16 protein-coding genes and 1 pseudogene are annotated in these 16,780 nt (G+C 56.5%); 8 read left to right on the top strand and 9 right to left on the bottom strand.

The genetic code is table 11. The annotated features are described in order from the left end of the window. The first annotated feature begins 85 nt into the window (after positions 1-85). Complete coding sequence (locus C0U40_RS01295; protein WP_101653953.1) at positions 86-1,225, top strand: benzoate/H(+) symporter BenE family transporter; 1,140 nt, start codon at positions 86-88, stop codon at positions 1,223-1,225. Here C0U40_RS01295 and pip read toward each other — a convergent pair whose 3' ends face one another. Next, a complete protein-coding gene (pip, locus tag C0U40_RS01290) occupies positions 1,226-2,191 on the bottom strand; it encodes a prolyl aminopeptidase (protein ID WP_101653952.1) in 966 nt (321 codons plus the stop codon). Between the two features lie 62 nt (positions 2,192-2,253). Between pip and ubiG the strand changes: the two genes are divergently transcribed. After that, entirely contained in the window at positions 2,254-2,997 is a 744-nt protein-coding gene (gene ubiG, locus C0U40_RS01285; RefSeq protein ID WP_101654761.1) for a bifunctional 2-polyprenyl-6-hydroxyphenol methylase/3-demethylubiquinol 3-O-methyltransferase UbiG, read from the top strand. 7 nt (positions 2,998-3,004) lie between these two features. Here the strand turns inward: ubiG and C0U40_RS01280 are convergent, their stop codons facing one another. From C0U40_RS01280 to C0U40_RS01265, 4 genes are read right to left on the bottom strand one after another with little or no spacing between them, the layout of a single operon-like run. Beyond that, positions 3,005-3,442 (bottom strand): MarR family winged helix-turn-helix transcriptional regulator, encoded by a 438-nt coding sequence (locus tag C0U40_RS01280; protein ID WP_101653951.1) that lies wholly within the window; start codon positions 3,440-3,442, stop codon positions 3,005-3,007. Next, positions 3,439-4,275, bottom strand: coding sequence for a carbon-nitrogen hydrolase family protein (locus tag C0U40_RS01275; protein WP_101654760.1), 837 nt, complete (start codon positions 4,273-4,275; stop codon positions 3,439-3,441). The genes C0U40_RS01280 and C0U40_RS01275 overlap by 4 nt, the downstream gene beginning before the upstream one ends. A 2-nt stretch (positions 4,276-4,277) precedes the next feature. Beyond that, the gene (gene grxC / locus C0U40_RS01270) at positions 4,278-4,535 is read right to left on the bottom strand and encodes a glutaredoxin 3 (protein WP_101653950.1); all 258 of its coding nucleotides are present in this window, start codon (positions 4,533-4,535) and stop codon (positions 4,278-4,280) included. 37 nt (positions 4,536-4,572) lie between these two features. Continuing rightward, the gene (locus C0U40_RS01265) at positions 4,573-5,289 is read right to left on the bottom strand and encodes a ComF family protein (protein WP_101653949.1); all 717 of its coding nucleotides are present in this window, start codon (positions 5,287-5,289) and stop codon (positions 4,573-4,575) included. Positions 5,290-5,351: 62 nt separating this feature from the next. Here C0U40_RS01265 and C0U40_RS01260 point away from each other — a divergent pair, with 62 nt between their 5' ends. Further along, positions 5,352-6,182, top strand: a complete 831-nt coding sequence (locus C0U40_RS01260) for a methyltransferase domain-containing protein (protein WP_101653948.1) — start codon at positions 5,352-5,354, stop codon at positions 6,180-6,182. A 48-nt stretch (positions 6,183-6,230) separates the two neighbouring features. Continuing rightward, positions 6,231-7,274, top strand: coding sequence for a ferrochelatase (hemH, locus tag C0U40_RS01255; protein WP_101653947.1), 1,044 nt, complete (start codon positions 6,231-6,233; stop codon positions 7,272-7,274). Here hemH and C0U40_RS01250 read toward each other — a convergent pair. Genes C0U40_RS01250 through C0U40_RS01240 form a run of 3 tightly spaced genes read right to left on the bottom strand, consistent with a single transcriptional unit; the run spans position 7,269 to position 9,868 of the window. Beyond that, complete coding sequence (locus tag C0U40_RS01250) at positions 7,269-7,667, bottom strand: (deoxy)nucleoside triphosphate pyrophosphohydrolase (protein ID WP_101653946.1); 399 nt, start codon at positions 7,665-7,667, stop codon at positions 7,269-7,271. The two genes, hemH and C0U40_RS01250, sit on opposite strands and share 6 nt — an antisense overlap. After that, positions 7,664-9,010: a bifunctional glutamate N-acetyltransferase/amino-acid acetyltransferase ArgJ gene (gene argJ, locus C0U40_RS01245; RefSeq protein WP_101653945.1), complete on the bottom strand. Its 1,347-nt coding sequence runs from the start codon at positions 9,008-9,010 to the stop codon at positions 7,664-7,666. Before argJ ends, C0U40_RS01250 begins: the two co-directional genes overlap by 4 nt. 15 nt (positions 9,011-9,025) lie before the next feature. Next, complete coding sequence (locus C0U40_RS01240; RefSeq protein WP_101653944.1) at positions 9,026-9,868, bottom strand: peptidylprolyl isomerase; 843 nt, start codon at positions 9,866-9,868, stop codon at positions 9,026-9,028. 256 nt (positions 9,869-10,124) lie between these two features. On the opposite strand from C0U40_RS01240, the pseudogene secA reads away from it, so the two are divergent. The 4 genes and pseudogenes from secA to C0U40_RS01225 all read left to right on the top strand — a co-directional run. Next, positions 10,125-12,750, top strand: a pseudogene (gene secA / locus C0U40_RS01235) (preprotein translocase subunit SecA); the annotation flags it as partial. Next, on the top strand, positions 12,723-12,974 hold the full coding sequence (locus C0U40_RS20450; RefSeq protein WP_435673784.1) for an SEC-C metal-binding domain-containing protein: 252 nt from the start codon (positions 12,723-12,725) through the stop codon (positions 12,972-12,974). The pseudogene secA and the gene C0U40_RS20450, both read left to right, overlap by 28 nt. 201 nt (positions 12,975-13,175) lie before the next feature. Then, a complete protein-coding gene (locus C0U40_RS01230; protein WP_101653942.1) occupies positions 13,176-14,363 on the top strand; it encodes a hypothetical protein in 1,188 nt (395 codons plus the stop codon). Positions 14,364-14,378: 15 nt separating this feature from the next. Continuing rightward, positions 14,379-15,881 carry a phosphate ABC transporter substrate-binding/OmpA family protein gene (locus C0U40_RS01225; protein ID WP_101653941.1) on the top strand — a complete coding sequence of 501 codons (1,503 nt, stop codon included), beginning with the start codon at positions 14,379-14,381 and terminating at the stop codon, positions 15,879-15,881. Between the two features lie 93 nt (positions 15,882-15,974). On the opposite strand, the gene radC is transcribed toward C0U40_RS01225, so the two are convergent. Continuing rightward, positions 15,975-16,733 carry a RadC family protein gene (gene radC, locus C0U40_RS01220; protein WP_101653940.1) on the bottom strand — a complete coding sequence of 253 codons (759 nt, stop codon included), beginning with the start codon at positions 16,731-16,733 and terminating at the stop codon, positions 15,975-15,977. Positions 16,734-16,780 lie beyond the last annotated feature (47 nt).

Raw genomic sequence — 16,780 nt, 5'->3', positions numbered from 1 at the left:
TATTTTTGGAACATTGAAGCAAGGCGGGGTTTTCCTGCCTTGCCGGAGCGTTTAAGCCTTGGCCATTCATAATCCCCGAGGCTTCATGCGCGCATCCATAATTATTTCAGCAGTTGTTGCAGCGCTTGTCGGGTTTGGCGGATCTCTGGCAGTTATTCTGGCCGCAACCGAAGCGGTCGGCGCAACACAGGCACAGACCGGTTCCTGGGTGGCTGCCTTGTGTATTTCCATGATGGCGACTTCCGCCATTCTAAGTATCCGGCACAAAATGCCTATCATCACTGCATGGTCCACACCGGGCGCCGCGCTGATTGCAGCCAGCAGCGGAATCGGTTTCGAAGCAGCAGTGGGCGCCTTTCTGTTTGCCGCAGTTCTGGTGCTGGTCACAGCATCCTTTCGGGTAGTAGCCGAGCTGATAGAGCGGATTCCAGCCGCTCTGGCCTCTGCCATGCTGGCGGGCGTGTTGTTTGAATTTGTCGTGGCGATCTTCGAGCATGCGGCGACGGTTCCGGCGCTTGTCCTGCCGCTGATTGCAGGGTTCCTTATCCTTCGGTTGTTCTCTGCCATGTGGGCTGTGCTGGGGGTGCTTGCGCTCGGGATCGGGTTGTCTTTCATGCTCGGGATGCTGGAACCGGTAGAAAGCTTGCAAATCTCCAAGCTGGTCTGGGTCACGCCAGCCTTTGATCTGCCAGTGATGCTGGGGCTGGGACTACCGCTTTATCTGGTGACGATGGCGTCACAAAACCTGCCGGGTTTTGCGGTTTTACGGGCCTCAGGCTACCAAGCGCCAACCCGTTCCATTCTTGGCGTAACCGGCATCGCATCTGTCCTGTCGGCCTTTGGTGGGGCACACACCTCTAATCTGGCGGCAATCACCGCATCAATCTGCACAGGGCCGGACACCCATCCAGATCCGGACAAACGCTGGTTGACCGGTCCGGTTTATGCCCTGACATATGCTGTGCTCGCAGTATTCGGGGCGTCGTTGGTGGGGATGTTTGCAAGCTTTCCACCCGCCCTTGTGGCCACAGTTGCCGGTGTGGCCCTGCTTGGTCCATTTATCGGCGCGGCGAGCGCAGGGTTTGGCACTAAAGAGCACCTGTTTCCGGCCGCGCTCACCTTTGTGGTGACAGTGTCCGGCGTCAGTGTGTTCGGGATCGGAGCAGCCTTCTGGGGGCTGGTTGCAGGACTGCTCGCGCTCGGGCTGGAGCGGTTGAAACGCTAATCAGGACAGTTCATCCATAATGGTGATCAGGGCCGAGGTGATGCCCGGCTCCGACAGGGAATGCCCTGCATCGGGAACTGTAATCAACCGCGCCGCCGGCCAATTGTCCCGCAAGCGATAAGCCGTTTGCGGCGGGCAGATCATATCGTAACGCCCCTGCACGATAGAGCCCGGGATGTGTTCGATTTTGTGCAAGTCCTTGAATATCTGTCCATCTTCCCGCAGGAAACCCGCGTTGTGGAAGTAATGGTTTTCTATTCTTGCGAAGGCCAGCGCGTAGGCTGCCGGAACAACACCGCGATTGGGCGACTGTTCTAGCGCAGCAAGGGCGCTTTCCCATTCTGTCCAGGCACGGGCAAACCGTATCTGAATGTCTTCGTTGCTTGAAAACAAGCGCTTGGCATAGTTCCCGATAACATCATCCCGTTCGTTGAGAGGAAGCAATCCGGCGAAATGTTCCCATTCATCTGGGAAAAAGGCCGCAGCACCGCCGCCGTAAAACCAGTCCAGTTCGGCGTTTGTCATGGTGAACACACCGCGCAGAACCAGATGATTCACACGATCGGGATGGGTCTGCGCATAGACCAGCGCCAGTGTCGCCCCCCAGGAGCCGCCAAAGACGATCCAGTTTTCAATACCCAGTTTCTGACGGATCAGCTCAATATCCGCAACGAGATCCCAAGTCGTGTTGTTTTCTACACTGGCATGGGGACGGGAACGTCCGCAGCCGCGCTGGTCAAACAGGATGATCCGGTAGAACTCGGGATGAAAAAAACGCCGCATTCCAGGGCTGCAGCCACCTCCCGGCCCACCGTGAAACACCACTACAGGGATGCCATTAGGATTGCCGCATTCTTCCACATAAAGCGTATGATCGCCCGGAACCTCCAGCATCATCTGGTTGAAGGGCTGGATCACAGGGTAAAGGTTTCGGGATGCGCCAATTTGGCTCTCGGAATTTCGCATATGTGGTCTATATTATTTCTTGGTTGATCCCCCAACCTTGGCAGTTCGAGGACATGAGTGCAATGGCAGCAGCGACAACAATTGACGATCATGAAGTCGCCAAGTTCGAGGCGATGGCCGCCGAGTGGTGGGACGAAAACGGCAAGTTCAAACCGCTCCATATGCTCAACCCCTGCCGTTTGGGCTATATCGTAGACCAGATCACAGCCGAATTCGGACGGGACCGGAATGCGCTCGACAGTTTGAAGGGTCTGCGAATTCTCGATATCGGCTGTGGCGGCGGCTTGCTGTCCGAGCCGATGGCCCGTTTGGGCGCGACCGTCGTCGGGGCGGATGCGGCTGCGGGGAATATTCCGGTGGCACAGGTCCATGCCCGCCAAATGGGACTCGATATAGACTATCGCCATACCACTGCCGAAGACCTCGCCGCCGCCGGAGAGCAATTCGACGCGGTTCTGAATATGGAAGTAGTAGAACATGTGGCCGACCCGCAGGCCTATCTGACCGCCTGCCAGCAATTGCTGAAACCGGGCGGTATCATGATCTGTTCGACCCTGAACCGGAATCCCAAAAGCTATATGATGGCGATCATCGGGGCAGAACATGTGATGCGCTGGCTGCCGAAGGGAACCCACGATTGGGCCAAGTTCATCACGCCGGACGAATTGTACAAACTGATCGAACAGGCGGGGCTCACCCCTGTGGATCGCAAAGGGTTTGTGTTCAATCCCCTGTTGTGGAGCTGGTCCATATCAGAGCGGGATCTGAGCGTGAATTACGTAACCGCGAGCACAAAACCCCGTTAAACGCCAGTTAACCGCCCAGCGCTGTGCGAAAGGCCCGCAGTACAGGAAGAGTCTGGCGGATTTTCTGTTCGCCAAGGTCGGCGATGATCTTTTCGAACTCCGGCACAAGTTGCTCTAGCGCCAATTCGCGGGCCACACGACCCGCATTGCTGATCGAAACCTGCTTGCGCCTTGCATCGTCCCAATCGGGGCGAATGTGGATATATCCAGCGTTTTCAAGCTTTTTCAGCGTGTTTGTCATTGCGCCTTTGGTCAGGTGAAAGTTCCGAGCAAGCTGTGCAGGCGTTTTTTCACCGGAATTGCTGAGATGGTTGAGCACAGAAAAATGGGACATCTCCATCCCTTTTGGCAACTTGCGCGACAGCGTTCCTTTGATCAACTGATCCGCAGCGACGACTTCGGAAAGCAGGCCGACCGCGAGGGAAATGTCGTGTGTATCGCTCATCCGCGATCCAGTTGGAACGGTCTGTCATGGTCTAGCGAAGGCACGCGTTTTCGCGCATCACCAACCATTTCAAGATCCATATCCACAAGATAGGCCCCTTCTTCCTCTCCTGCATCAAGAAGCACTTCACCCCAGGGATCCACCACCAGAGAGTGCCCGTAGGTCGAGCGGGGTTTACCCCTGCTGATGCTATGAGCGCCGGTCTGCGCCGGTGCAATCACAAAACAACCGTTTTCGATCGCACGCGCCCGCAACAGGCTGTGCCAGTGGGCCGCGCCCGTGACTGGTGAAAAGGCAGCCGGAGCCGTCAGAATAGTGGCACCCGCCTTTGCAAGCTGTCGGTAAAGATAGGGAAACCGCATATCATAGCAAATGCTCATCCCGATATTGCCAAAGGGCGTTTCAGCCAGCACGGCCGTTTCACCGGGCCGATAGCCGTCACTTTCGCGGTAGGTTTCGCTCTCGGTCACTTGTACATCGAACATGTGGATTTTGTCGTACCGCGCTTTGATATTCCCTTGCGGATCAATCAGAAAACTTCGGTTCGCAAAGCGCCCGTCTGCATCGTTGGTCAACAATCCAAGAGAGCCGATGAGCAGCCAGATGTTCAGATCAGCGGCCTGTTTGCACAAGGCGGCGAGTGTCTGATCCTGCGCTTCATGTTGTAACACAGATTTCTGATGGCTCCGGCTGGTAGACAAGACGTTTGTCACTTCAGGGGTGGCAACGAATTGTGCCCCCTGCTCCACCGCCTCTGCCACCAGCCCCTGCGTACGGGGCAGGTTGGCAACCGGATCATCGCTACTGTTGAGCTGGATCAGACCGGCGCGCAGGGTCATCCTGCTAACAATGCGTCGAGTTTGCCTTGCCGTTCCAGAAGATTCAGGTCGTCAAAGCCCCCCACATGGGTATCACCGATAAAGATTTGCGGAACGGTACGGCCCCCGTTGGCGCGCTTGATCATTTCCGCCTTCTTTTCGGGGTTTGTCATCACGTCGATTTCCGCAAAAGACACGGACTTGCCATTCAGCAGGCGTTTGGCCGCAGCGCAGTAACCGCAGATAGGCGTAGTGTAAATTTCAACATTTTTCATTGTGGCATTCCTATTGTTTGCCACAATATATAAGGCTTTACGCCAGCCTTGCAACGCGGGCAAAGACAAGAACGCTCACAGTCTTGGCACCGGCGGCAAAGCAGGCCTCTGTGCAGGCGGACAAGGTGGCACCTGTTGTCATGACATCATCCACCAGAACCACCTTCCTGTCGCGAAGCAGCGCACTGCGTCTGGGATGCGGACGGATCGCACTGCGCTGGTTTTCGAAACGTTCGTCGCGGCGCATATCTTTCTGGCTTTTGGTGGCACGCTTCCGCTGCAAACCGTCCGGCACGACCACCCCTCCCGTTGTTCGGGCCAGCGCCTGCGCAAGCAGAACAGATTGATTATATCGCCGCCGTATCATCCTGCTCCAGTGGAGCGGGACCGGAACCAGCACAGTCTCGGCTGTGATCATCCCCCCACCCGCGCTCCCCATCCAGCGGGCCATATGTCGTGCGATATCCTGTCTGTCGCCATGTTTCAGGGCCAGCACCATCCGACGAAGCGGTCCTTCGTACAAACCGACGGACCGGCCTTGGGACCAGAGAACCGGATGCGTATGGCACGATTCACACAGATCCCCCGCTTCCGCCTGCCCTTGCAATGGCACGCCACACCCGTTGCAAACGCTGCCAGCGAAGAAATGGGTTTCCGACCAGCAGGTCTGACACAACATATGATCGGTGCCGGTTTCCACCCCGCAGGACAGGCAGCGCGGCGGATAGGCAAGATGCACCAATTTGCGGGCCATATGCAGGATAGGCTTTTCCTTTCACCCTTGGGACGCTAGGTCTGCGGCAGGAGATATGCCAGATGGACCCAACCCCGACATTGTTCGATCCGCAAGCACTGGACCGGCACCGCGCCCGCGTTAAAGACACTGACGCGCTGTTCCTGCACGATTTTGCTGCCGATGAAGTTTCAGAAAGACTGAAAGACGTTAACAGAACCTTTACCGATCCGGTGTTTATTGGCTGGCAAGGGTCTTACTGGGCAGCGAAGACAGGAATAGACGCCCGTGTCATACCAGATGCCGAAACGCTCGATCTGGAGCCGGAAAGCTGCGATCTGATTGTCCATTGCCTGTCACTGCACTGGGCCAGCGATCCTGTTGGACAACTGATCCAGATGCGTCGTGCCTTGCGGCCCGACGGGCTGATGATAGCTGTGATGTTTGCAGGGGAAACGCTACACGAATTGCGCCACAGCCTGACAGAGGCAGAGGCAGAGTTGCGCGGCGGCATCCGTCCGCATGTGGCCCCTATGGCAGAACTGCGTGGTCTGGGCGCCTTGCTGCAACGGGCAGGATACGGGCTGCCGGTTGCGGATCTGGAACCGGTGCGCGTCACATACGAAAGCCCGTGGCACCTGATGCGTGAACTGCGCGCAATGGGGGAAACCAACGCCCTGTCCGATCGCAGCCGGCATTTCGCCCGCCGCGACGTGTTTTTGCGCATGGCGGAAATTTACGCGCGGGATCATATGAAAGACGGGCGCATGATGGCTACGTTCGAACTGGCCTTCCTGACAGGATGGGCACCGTCCGAGACACAGCAGAAGCCCCTGCGCCCCGGTTCGGCGCAAACACGGCTGGCGGATGCGTTGGGTGTGACAGAATTTCCCGCACCTGATAAAAAGACTTGATCCCGTCCGCCTTTAGGATACCTCCGATCAGGATCAGAGAGAGACACCATGACCGCACAAAAGCCAGCCCATGCCGCCGCCGACCATCCCGCTGTAAACTTTGGCAAGGTGGGAGTGATAATCTCCAACCTCGGAACACCGGACGGCACGGATTACTGGTCCATGCGCCGCTACCTGAACGAATTTCTGTCAGACCGCCGCGTCATCGACTATGCGCCGTGGAAGTGGCAGCCACTGTTGCAGCTTATCATTCTGACGAAACGGCCCTTCACCTCGGGGGAGGCCTATCGCGGCATCTGGAATACCGAAAAGGACGAAAGCCCGCTGCTGACCATCACCCGCAACCAAAGCGAAGCGTTGGAAAAGACCCTTAAGGATCTTTACGGAGATCGGGTCGAAGTGGATTTCTGTATGCGCTACGGCAACCCCTCCACCAGTTCGGTGATTGAGCGGATGAAGGAAAAAGGCTGCGACCGGATCGTCTTCTTCCCGCTGTATCCGCAGTATTCCGCGCCGACGACAGCCACCGCCAATGACGAAGCCTTTCGCGCATTGATGAAAATGAAATGGCAACCGTCGGTCCGGACGGTACCCGCATATTACGAAAACCCGCTTTATATCAAAGCTTTGGCTGCAACGGTGAAAGAAGCCTACGCCAAGATGGAAACAGAACCGGATGTTCTAGTGACATCCTATCACGGTGTGCCGATCCGCTATCTGAAAGAAGGCGACCCCTACCACTGTCATTGCCAGAAAACCACGCGTCTGCTGCGCGAGGAACTGGGTCTGCCGGCGGACAAAGTGCAGCTGACCTTCCAGTCCCAGTTCGGGCCCGAGGAATGGTTACAACCCTATACCGTCGAAGATGTGGCCCGTCTGGCGCGCGAAGGCAAAAAGAACATCGCGGTGATGGCACCGGCCTTTTCATCCGACTGCGTGGAAACGCTCGAAGAGATTAACGAGGAAATTCAGGAAGCTTTCATGGAAGCGGGCGGCGAAACCTTTACCTATATTCCCTGCCTGAACGAGCGTCCTGACCACGTGGAAATGATCGCAGAAATCGTGAAATCCGAAGCAAGCGGCTGGCTATAGCAGATCCCGCAGCATGGCGATCAGCGGTATATCCGCTGGTGGCATAGGGTAACTCGACATCTCGTTCGGGCGCACCCATTTCAGCACCTGATTTTCCTTCGGGGCCGGAATACCCTCCCATTTGCGACAGGCGTATAGCGGCATCAGAAGGTGGAAGTCATCATAGCTGTGGCTCGCAAAGGTAAGTGGCGCCAGACAACTGGTCCATGTGTTGATGCCCAGTTCTTCTTCCAGCTCGCGGATCAGGGCGTGTTCGGGGGTTTCACCTGCTTCCACCTTGCCGCCCGGAAATTCCCAAAGCCCTGCCAATGACTTCCCTTCGGGGCGCTGCGCCAGCAACACGCGGCCGTCCTTGTCGATCAGGGCGACCGCAGAAACCAGTAGTGTCTTCATGAACGGTAATCGGCGTTAATTGTGATGTAGCCATGGGTCAGATCACAGGTCCAGACAGTTGCCGCGCCGTCCCCGATCCCCAGATCGGTAGCGATGCGCAGGTCTTGCTGCTTCATGTAATCAACACCCTGCTGTTCGGTATAATCGGGCGAAACCCAACCGTTTTCCGCCACCAGAATATCCCCGAAGCGGATCGCGATCTTGTCCCGGTCGGCGGGTTCTCCGGATTTGCCAACAGCCATGACAACTCGGCCCCAGTTCGGGTCTTCCCCCGCAACAGCGGTTTTCACCAGCGGTGAATTGGCAATCGCCAGTGCTACGATCTGCGCCGAGGCATCATCAGCCGCACCGGTCACTGCAACTTCAACGAATTTGGTCGCGCCTTCACCGTCCTTCACAACCAGATGGGCCAGATCGCGCATAACCGATTGCAGGGCCGCGCCGAGCTTTTGTCCTTCAGCACTCTGCGCATCGGAAATCCGCGCATTGCCCGCAGCTCCGGTTGCAAAAGCCAGTAGTGTGTCAGAGGTGGACGTGTCGCTGTCCACAGTAATCGCGTTGAAGGTCGTCTTGTTGTGATCCGAGATCAGCGCCTGAAATGCAGAAGACGTGATTGCTGCATCGGTAAAGATATAAACCAGCATCGTGGCCATATCCGGCGCAATCATGCCCGAACCCTTGGCAAAACCGGCGATATTCACCTGCTTGCCGTCGATCTCTACCGATGCCTTTACCCCTTTGGGGAAGGTGTCCGTTGTCATAATGGCCTGCGCGGCTTCTTCACCACGTGACGGATCAAGACCCTTGGCAAGATCTCCCAGAACAGCCGTAATCCGGTCATGGGGCAGCGGCTGTCCGATGACGCCAGTAGACGAGGTCAGCACGTTGCCAGCTGAAATCCCGAGCGTTTCCGCTGCAGCAGAGCACACAAACTCCACGGATTTTGCGCCGACCTGTCCGGTAAAGGCGTTGGAGTTGCCGGAATTCACCACAACCCCCATCGCATCGCCCACCACATCGGTTTTTTGCAATTCGACCAGTTTGGCCTGACAGTCCAGCACCGGCGCGGAACGGGTAGAGGAACGGGTAAACACTCCGGCCACGGCGCTGCCTTCGGCAACGCGCGCCAGCATCACATCGGTGCGGTTCTTGTATTTTACACCGGCGGCACCGGCGGCGAATGTAACGCCGCCGATTTCAGGAAGGGCCGGAAAGCCTTCGGAGGGGGCAAGAGGCGAGACCGTCGAAACCGCTGGCTGCGCTTTCAACTCGGCCTTCAAACCTTTGACCTTTTTCTTTAACTTGCTGATCTTGTTTTTCAGCTTTGCCTTTGTTTTGGCCATGTGCCCCCCAAGGGATTATTTATCCAACAAATCGGTGTTGCGGATAATGGCCGGATCGAGATCGATTTCAACCCGATTAATCTCTGCAGAGTCTTCAATCGTTTGCATATGCTCTGCCACGGCTTGGGTTTTCATCTGATCCACCAATTGTTCGCGCACTTCTTCCAGTGTCGGTTTCGGTGCCTCGCGGGTTTCGGCCAGTTTGATGATGTGCCAGCCGAACTGGGATTTCACCGGTTCGGAAACCTCACCCGGTTCCAGTGCAATCATCGCGTTTTCAAATTCTGGAACAGTCCGGCCTTTGGCCATCCACCCCAGATCACCACCATTCGGCCCGGATGGACCGGTGGAGTTTTCTTTAGCAGTTTCCGCGAAATCTGCGCCGTCGTTCAAGGCTTTTACCAGATCTTTAGCTTCTTCTTCTGTTTCCACCAGAATATGGGAGGCTTTGTATTCCATTGCAGCGGGTGCATCTGCATAGGCTTCGTCATAAGCGGCCTGAACCAGTGCATCAGTCGTCGCCTCGTCTTCGATCTTTGTCAGCGTTTCTGACGCCAGCAAGGCGCGGGTTTCGTTTTCAATCGCGATCTGGATGGATTTCTTTGTGGTATCCACATCGGAAGCCAGCGCGGTTTGCTGGATCAGCTGGTCGAGAACACCCTGATACAGATCCTTGTCCTCCAGTTGCTGAAAACGCTCTGGCAGACGCCGTGTCAGCGCGATGACATGGCCCACAGTAATGTCTTTACCGTTCACAGTCGCCAGAACAGTTTGTGCGGTTGGCTCTTCCTGTGCGGGGGCAACGGTTGCCATCATTACGGTAACGGAAGAGGCGGCGATTAGTCGTGTGAATTTCATGATCTTGCTCCTGTTTTCTGGCCTGTTTTCCTGCAGACACGTCCTGTATTTATGGTGCCGAACGTTGGGGGCAACGTTGACAGTGCGAACAGACCCGCTTAGATGCCAATCTGGCATGAATGCAAGGACGATCCGGCGTTGCAGCAGCTTTACGCTGACTAACCCCCCGCCACAAGGCAGGCTTTGGCCCGTTCCTTCACAGTCACGTCAGTTTTTTGCCGCCATTGGTGCGGCGTAGAAAATATACGGAGCAGCTATGCTGGGCTTGGGCACTATTAGTAGAAAAATCATTGGGACGCCCAATGATCGCAAGATCAAATCGGTCAAATCACTGGTCGCCAAAATCAACAGTCTGGAACCGGATTTTGTAGCGCTCAGCGATGAAGGCATCAAAGCCAAAACAGAAGAATTCAAGGAACGCTATAAAAACGGCGAAACGCTGGATTCCCTTTTGCCAGAGGCATTTGCCAACGCACGGGAAGCCGCAAAGCGCACACTTGGCCTGCGTCCTTTCGATGTTCAGTTGATCGGCGGTATTTTCCTGCACCGGGGTAATATTTCAGAAATGAAGACCGGTGAAGGCAAGACGCTGATGGCAACATTGCCTGTCTACCTGAACGCGCTCGCCGGGCGCGGCGTACATGTGGTCACAGTGAACGACTATCTCGCACGGCGCGATGCGGAATGGATGGATCAGGTCTATTCCTTCCTCGGCATGACCACCGGAATCGTCGTTCCGAACATGCCCGAAGATGAAAAGATCGCTGCCTACCGCGCGGATGTAACTTACGCCACCAACAACGAGCTCGGATTTGATTATCTGCGCGACAATATGAAATCGGAACTGTCCCAGATCGCCCAACGCGATCACTTCTTTGCGATTGTGGATGAGGTCGACTCCATCCTGATCGACGAAGCACGGACGCCGCTGATTATTTCCGGCCCTTCCGAAGATCGCTCCGATCTTTATGTGAAAGTGGACCAGTTGATCCCTTCCCTGAAGGAAGAGCACTACACCATCGACGAAAAAGCCCGCTCCGCTGTTTTGACTGAAGAAGGCAACGAATTTGTCGAACAGCAGTTTCTGGCTCAAGGGCTGATGGAAGAGGGTGCATCCCTTTACGATCCGGAAAGTACAACACTTGTCCACCATGTGAATAACGCCCTGCGTGCCCACGTGTTGTTCAAACGCGAAAAGGATTACATCGTCAAAGACGGCGATGTGATGCTGATTGACGAATTTACCGGACGCATGATGCAAGGCCGCCGCCTGTCCGATGGTCTGCATCAGGCGATTGAGGCGAAAGAGGGCGTGAACATCCAGCCCGAAAACGTCACGCTGGCCTCTGTAACCTTCCAGAACTATTTCCGGCTTTATGACAAGCTGGCAGGCATGACAGGGACAGCCCTGACCGAAGCCGAAGAATTTGCCGAAATCTACGGGCTGGGTGTAGTAGAAATCCCTACCAACAAACCCATCGCGCGGATTGACGAACACGATGCGATCTATCGCACCGCGAAAGAAAAATTCACCGCCATCGTTGAGGAAATCGCCAAAGCCTATGTCAAAGGCCAGCCGACCCTTGTCGGCACGACCTCGATCGAAAAGTCCGAGTATCTTTCCAACCTTCTGAAAGACACCGCCCTGTTGAAACAAATCGCGGCCAACCTGCGCACGCGGGCCGAAGGGATGAAAAAGGAAGAGAACAAGGTTAAGTTCAACGCTGATGCAGATGCGATTGATGCGTTGGCAGCCCGTCCCGAAGGTATCCCGCACAACGTTCTGAACGCCCGCTTCCACGAACAGGAAGCCGCGATCGTTGCCGATGCTGGTAAGCCGGGCGCAGTAACTATTGCGACCAACATGGCCGGTCGCGGAACCGACATCCAGCTGGGCGGTAACGTGGACATGCGCGTCCTGCAAGCCATCGAAGAAGCTGGTGATGATGCGGACCCTGTTGCCATTCGCGAACGCATTCAGGCCGAAGTTGCCGCCGACAAGCAAAAGGCACTGGAAGCAGGCGGCCTGTTTGTTCTGGCCACCGAACGTCACGAAAGCCGCCGCATCGACAACCAGTTGCGCGGTCGTTCGGGCCGTCAGGGCGATCCGGGCAAATCCAGCTTCTTCCTGTCTCTCGAAGACGATCTGATGCGGATTTTCGGCTCTGAACGTCTGGACAAGGTGCTGTCCACACTCGGCATGTCCGAGGGCGAGGCAATCATCCACCCGTGGGTGAACAAATCGCTGGAAAAAGCTCAGGCCAAAGTGGAAGGTCGCAACTTTGACATCCGCAAACAGCTTCTGAAATTCGACGATGTGATGAACGATCAGCGCAAGGCCATTTTCGGCCAGCGCTTTGAAATCATGGAAGCCGAAGACCTGTCCGAAACCGTCAAGGATATGCGCGATCAGGTGATCGACGATCTGGTGGATGAATGTATTCCGGCCAAATCCTATCCCGACCAATGGGATGTGGAAGGGCTGTATGGCAAGGTTATCGAACACATCGGGATTGATGTGCCAATCATTGAATGGGCCAACGAGGAAGGCATCGACGACACAGACCTGCGGGAACGGATCAGCGAAGCCGCCGATGAAGCGATGGCCAAAAAGGTTGAACAGTTCGGTGCCGAACAGTTCCGGAGCATCGAAAAGCAGATCCTGCTGCAAACCATCGACAAGAACTGGCGCGAACATCTTATCACGCTGGAGCATCTGCGCTCTGTGGTGGGCTTCCGCGGCTATGCCCAGCGCGATCCGTTGAACGAATATAAAACGGAATCCTTCACCCTGTTTGAAGCCATGCTCGAAAGTCTGCGCGCCGATGTGACAGGGCAGTTGGGCCATGTACGAATGATGACCGAAGAGGAACGCAACGAAATCATCGCCCAGATGCAGGCCGAGGCACAGGCAGCCCAAGCAGCGCAGGCGGCGGCTGCACCGGCCTCGACAACAGAGCCTGCCGCACAACCGCAACAGGAACCGGCTGCAGCGGCAGTTGCCTTTGACGAGAACGATGAGTCGACCTGGGGCACGCCCGGACGCAATTCGCCCTGCCCTTGCGGGAGCGGAAAAAAGTTCAAACATTGTCATGGCTCTCTGTAAATAAGACGATTTGTGGCGGGAAAGTGTTATTCACTCCCGCCACAGCCTAGTTTCCGGCACTTCGCCAAAGATTCGCCAGATTCCGGTCTATAAAGGCGAATCGAATGGGGCAAAATAGCCCGCAAACTACCCTTTTGGACGCCCAATACCGTCACGATTGAATGCTAATTTTCGGTAAGTTTAACGCTTATCGAGGTTATCATGGCTCTTAATGACAAACTCCTGACTGTGGCTACCGGTGTGGTTCTGGCCGTCGGCGGTGCGGCTGCCAGCCTGCTTCTCGGGGACCACGGCACGCAAGGGTATCAACCAAACCTGACCGTCGCTGCGAACCTCTCCGCGCCTCAAGTTCCCACAATCACGGATATCCGCCCAACTGCAATGGTGCCGGATGCGCCGGTCCGTATGGCCGCGGGTGTCCTTCCGTCGAAACCCGAACAACCCGAAGCCGATACCGGTCAGATGATCTTTGCCGCTGTGGAACCGGCCGCGCGCAGAGTGCCTTCGGCTGTGCGCAGCGATGTCATCACGATTGCGGTTCAGGACGGTGCACCGCAGCTGGCGACCCCTGCGGACTTCAGCGATATCGTCCTGACTCGTTCCATCGCCAACGTTCCTGCCCCCCAAGTGTCCGGCCTGACAAACGGACTGTCTGTCACCATGACGGACTTCAAGGATAGCATTCGCATCCCACAGTCCCCGAAAGTCAGCTGTGCACTGGACTTGCGGGCCACCCCGATCTTTGGCGCACGGGTAAAACTGAAGCTGAAGGCACCCTGTCATCCGAATGTCACCGCCACCATCCGGCACGGCGGCTTGCAGTTCAAAGAAAAGCTCGATGGCGCAGGCCAGCTGGAGCTGAAAGTGCCCGTCTTTGCCGAATACTCCCGCTTTGATGTCGAACTTTCCGATGGAACACAGTCCTCGGTGGGCGCTTATATCGCCGGACTGTCCAGCCTGGAACGGGTTGGTATATCCTGGAAGGGCGCAAACGACACCTTCCTGCACGCCTTTCAAAACGGTGCAGGCATGGGCGAAGCCGGTCACATCTGGCGCCTGAACCCGAGCGATTTTGCGATGTCGCGCATGGAAGGCGGCGGATATCTGGCACAACTGGGCGATACAGCCCTGTCCGAACCGCAACTGGCACAGGTTTACACCCTTCCGCTGCGCATGACGGCAGGCCAGCAAATCGTGTCCTTCGCAGTGGAAACCCTGCGCGGAGAAACCGCTTGCGGAGCCATGATGAAAATTCAAACGGCCCGCCACCAGCCGAATGCCAAGGCCGGAGCCAATAAATTATCCCTGCGTTTGCCCGAATGTGGTGCCAAACAAACCAGTCTCCTGTTGAAAAACGCGCTGAAAGACATGAAAGTAGCCCGCAAGTAGCCAGCGAGGGTTTTCATGTTCCGTTCACTATTGTGCCGGTTGGGTCTGGCGGCCCTTCTTTTGGGCACTCCGGCCGGTCTGGCCGCACAAGAGGTCACGCTTTCCGCAAAAACCGGTGATCTGAAGGTTGAAGGCACCCTGTTACAATATGACGGAGAGTTTTACAGGGTCGAAACCGAATTCGGCCCTCTGACTGTCGATGCCCGTACCGTAGATTGTGAAGGTGACGGTTGCCCGACACCTCAGGAAACCGCTGCCCGCTTCAACATTGCCGGCGACAGTGCTGTTGCCCTGCCCCTGATCGAAGCCTTTGCGATCTATCAGGGTGCGGAAGTCGAGATCATCACCGGTGCACAAGGGGCACAGACCGTCGAGATTTCCTCAGAGGCTGCCGGCCCGCTGGCAACGATTGAACTGGCGCCGCAAGATGGCGGTGATCCTTACAGCGCGATGCGTGACGGGAGTGACACGCTGGTGTTTTCAAGCCTGCAATCCCCTGATCCGGCCCGAACACAGGTCATCGGGCTTGATGCGGTAGTGATCGCCACATCGGATGTTAATCCTGTTGACGGGATCACGATGGAACAGATGCGCCGCGTGTTGGCAGGTGAAATTACCAACTGGAAAGACCTTGGCGGCAGCGATAGCGCCCTGACGCTCCATGTTGCCACAGGCACTGATCCCTTTCTGGACCGTCTTGCCACCTTGGGTCTGACCCCGCTGGAAGGTGTCACCGTCGTAGAACACGCACGGCTGAAGGACATGGCAGATGTGGTGGCGAACGATCCGTTCGGCATTGCGGTCCTGCCGTTTTCCTTACTGCGCACTGCCCGCCCGATGGGGCTGCGCGGGTCTTGTGGCATGTATAACGCTGCCAAAGTCTTTACGCTGCAATCAGGCGCTTACCCGATGACATACGAACTGTCAGTGACCCGTCCCGCAAAACGCATGCCCTTGTTCGCGCGGGAGTTTCTGGACTTTCTGCGCAGCCCGCAGGCACAGGCTGTCATGACAGATCTGGGCTTCGCCGATATGGGCATCGCCACGCTTGACCTTGACGAACAGGGACAACGGCTGGCCAATTCCCTGATGATTATCGGCAAGGAAGTTCCCCTGTCCGATGTGCGGGAGATGACCGGTATCATGTCCGGTGCAAAACGCCTTTCCGCCACCTTCCGGTTTGAAACCGGCTCAACCCGTCTGGATGTACAATCCCGCGAGAACGCAGAGCATCTGGCCGCTGGTCTGATCCTTGGCAATTACGCGGACAAGATCGTCTACCTTATGGGTTTCTCGGACGGGGAAGGTCGTGCGCGCCAGAACAAAACACTGTCCCAGCAGCGGGCCGAAGCGGTGCGTGATGCGCTGATTCAGGCCGCCCCTGACGGATCGCTCGAAGATGTGGAGTTCCGTGTGCTCGGCTATGGAGAGGCGTCGCCACTGGTGTGTGAGGACACCGCAGCAGATGCAGAGATCAACCGTCGGGTCGAAGTCTGGGTCAAAGACCGCGCAGAGTAATTTAACCGATACGCGGCGGTCTGGCCGCTGCCTGCAGATCGGGGGCGCTGCCCCCGCACCCCCCGGGATATTTTCCGCCAGAAGAAAACAGGGTCAGAGCAGGCCGAGCGCGCGGAAGCTGCTGTCGGTTTCCGCACCGATGATGACATGGTCATGGATTGTGACGCCAATGGCGTTAACCGCCTGTTCGACCAGCAGTGTCATGTCGATATCCGCCTGCGAGGGTTCGGGATTGCCAGACGGGTGATTGTGGACAAGGATCAATGCGCTGGCGTTCAGTTCCAACGCGCGCTTGGCCACCTCACGCGGGTAGACGGGGACGTGATCCACGGTGCCTTTCTGTTGTTCCTCATCCGCGATCAGCACGTTTTTGCGGTCCAGAAACAGAATGCGAAACTGTTCGGTTTCACGGTGCGCCATAGCGGTTTTACAATAGGTCATAAGCGCGGACCAGCTGGACAGCACATCAGTGTTCAAAACCTTTGCCTGCGCCAGCGAGTGGGCCGCAGCCTCAACTATTTTGAGTTCCTGAACCACCGCTTTCCCCACACCGTCCACATCCAGCAGAAGTGCTGGGCGGGCCGAGATCACGCGGTTTATATCCCCAAACCGCGCCATCAGTCGTTTTGCCAGAGGTTTTACATCGCGCCGCGGTATGGCGCGAAACAGGATCAGTTCCAGAAGTTCATATTCGTTCAGCCCTGCCGCCCCTGCCCGCATGAACCTGTCCCGCAAGCGTTTGCGATGGTCCTTGCTGAATTCCGGCGTTGCGCGATCAAAGGGGGCCGTGGTTTCCACCACGGCAAACCCCAATTGCGGCTGTTCCTCAAAAGCGCGTTTTGACTCGGTCATAGGCCGAGTTTGCACACCATTGGTTAATCAGTGGTGAACCCGTGGCC

Source organism: Neptunicoccus cionae (genome assembly GCF_002860325.1).
GTDB classification, from domain to species: Bacteria; Pseudomonadota; Alphaproteobacteria; order Rhodobacterales; family Rhodobacteraceae; genus Amylibacter; species Amylibacter lutimaris.
The sequence above is the reverse complement of the archived record's forward strand: the minus strand, read 5'-3'. Positions and strand labels throughout refer to the sequence as shown.

Excerpts from the sequence above, each read along its gene's own strand:
- grxC (WP_101653950.1), bottom strand. The coding sequence starts at position 4,535 with ATGAAAAATGTTGAAATTTACACTACGCCTATCTGCGGTTACTGCGCT.
- hemH (WP_101653947.1), top strand. The coding sequence starts at position 6,231 with ATGACCGCACAAAAGCCAGCCCATGCCGCCGCCGACCATCCCGCTGTA.
- C0U40_RS01260 (WP_101653948.1), top strand. The coding sequence starts at position 5,352 with ATGGACCCAACCCCGACATTGTTCGATCCGCAAGCACTGGACCGGCAC.
- C0U40_RS01280 (WP_101653951.1), bottom strand. The coding sequence starts at position 3,442 with ATGAGCGATACACACGACATTTCCCTCGCGGTCGGCCTGCTTTCCGAA.
- C0U40_RS01230 (WP_101653942.1), top strand. The coding sequence starts at position 13,176 with ATGGCTCTTAATGACAAACTCCTGACTGTGGCTACCGGTGTGGTTCTG.
- C0U40_RS01240 (WP_101653944.1), bottom strand. The coding sequence starts at position 9,868 with ATGAAATTCACACGACTAATCGCCGCCTCTTCCGTTACCGTAATGATG.
- C0U40_RS20450 (WP_435673784.1), top strand. The coding sequence starts at position 12,723 with ATGATGACCGAAGAGGAACGCAACGAAATCATCGCCCAGATGCAGGCC.
- C0U40_RS01295 (WP_101653953.1), top strand. The coding sequence starts at position 86 with ATGCGCGCATCCATAATTATTTCAGCAGTTGTTGCAGCGCTTGTCGGG.
- radC (WP_101653940.1), bottom strand. The coding sequence starts at position 16,733 with ATGACCGAGTCAAAACGCGCTTTTGAGGAACAGCCGCAATTGGGGTTT.
- C0U40_RS01265 (WP_101653949.1), bottom strand. The coding sequence starts at position 5,289 with ATGGCCCGCAAATTGGTGCATCTTGCCTATCCGCCGCGCTGCCTGTCC.
- argJ (WP_101653945.1), bottom strand. The coding sequence starts at position 9,010 with ATGGCCAAAACAAAGGCAAAGCTGAAAAACAAGATCAGCAAGTTAAAG.
- ubiG (WP_101654761.1), top strand. The coding sequence starts at position 2,254 with ATGGCAGCAGCGACAACAATTGACGATCATGAAGTCGCCAAGTTCGAG.
- pip (WP_101653952.1), bottom strand. The coding sequence starts at position 2,191 with ATGCGAAATTCCGAGAGCCAAATTGGCGCATCCCGAAACCTTTACCCT.
- C0U40_RS01250 (WP_101653946.1), bottom strand. The coding sequence starts at position 7,667 with ATGAAGACACTACTGGTTTCTGCGGTCGCCCTGATCGACAAGGACGGC.
- C0U40_RS01225 (WP_101653941.1), top strand. The coding sequence starts at position 14,379 with ATGTTCCGTTCACTATTGTGCCGGTTGGGTCTGGCGGCCCTTCTTTTG.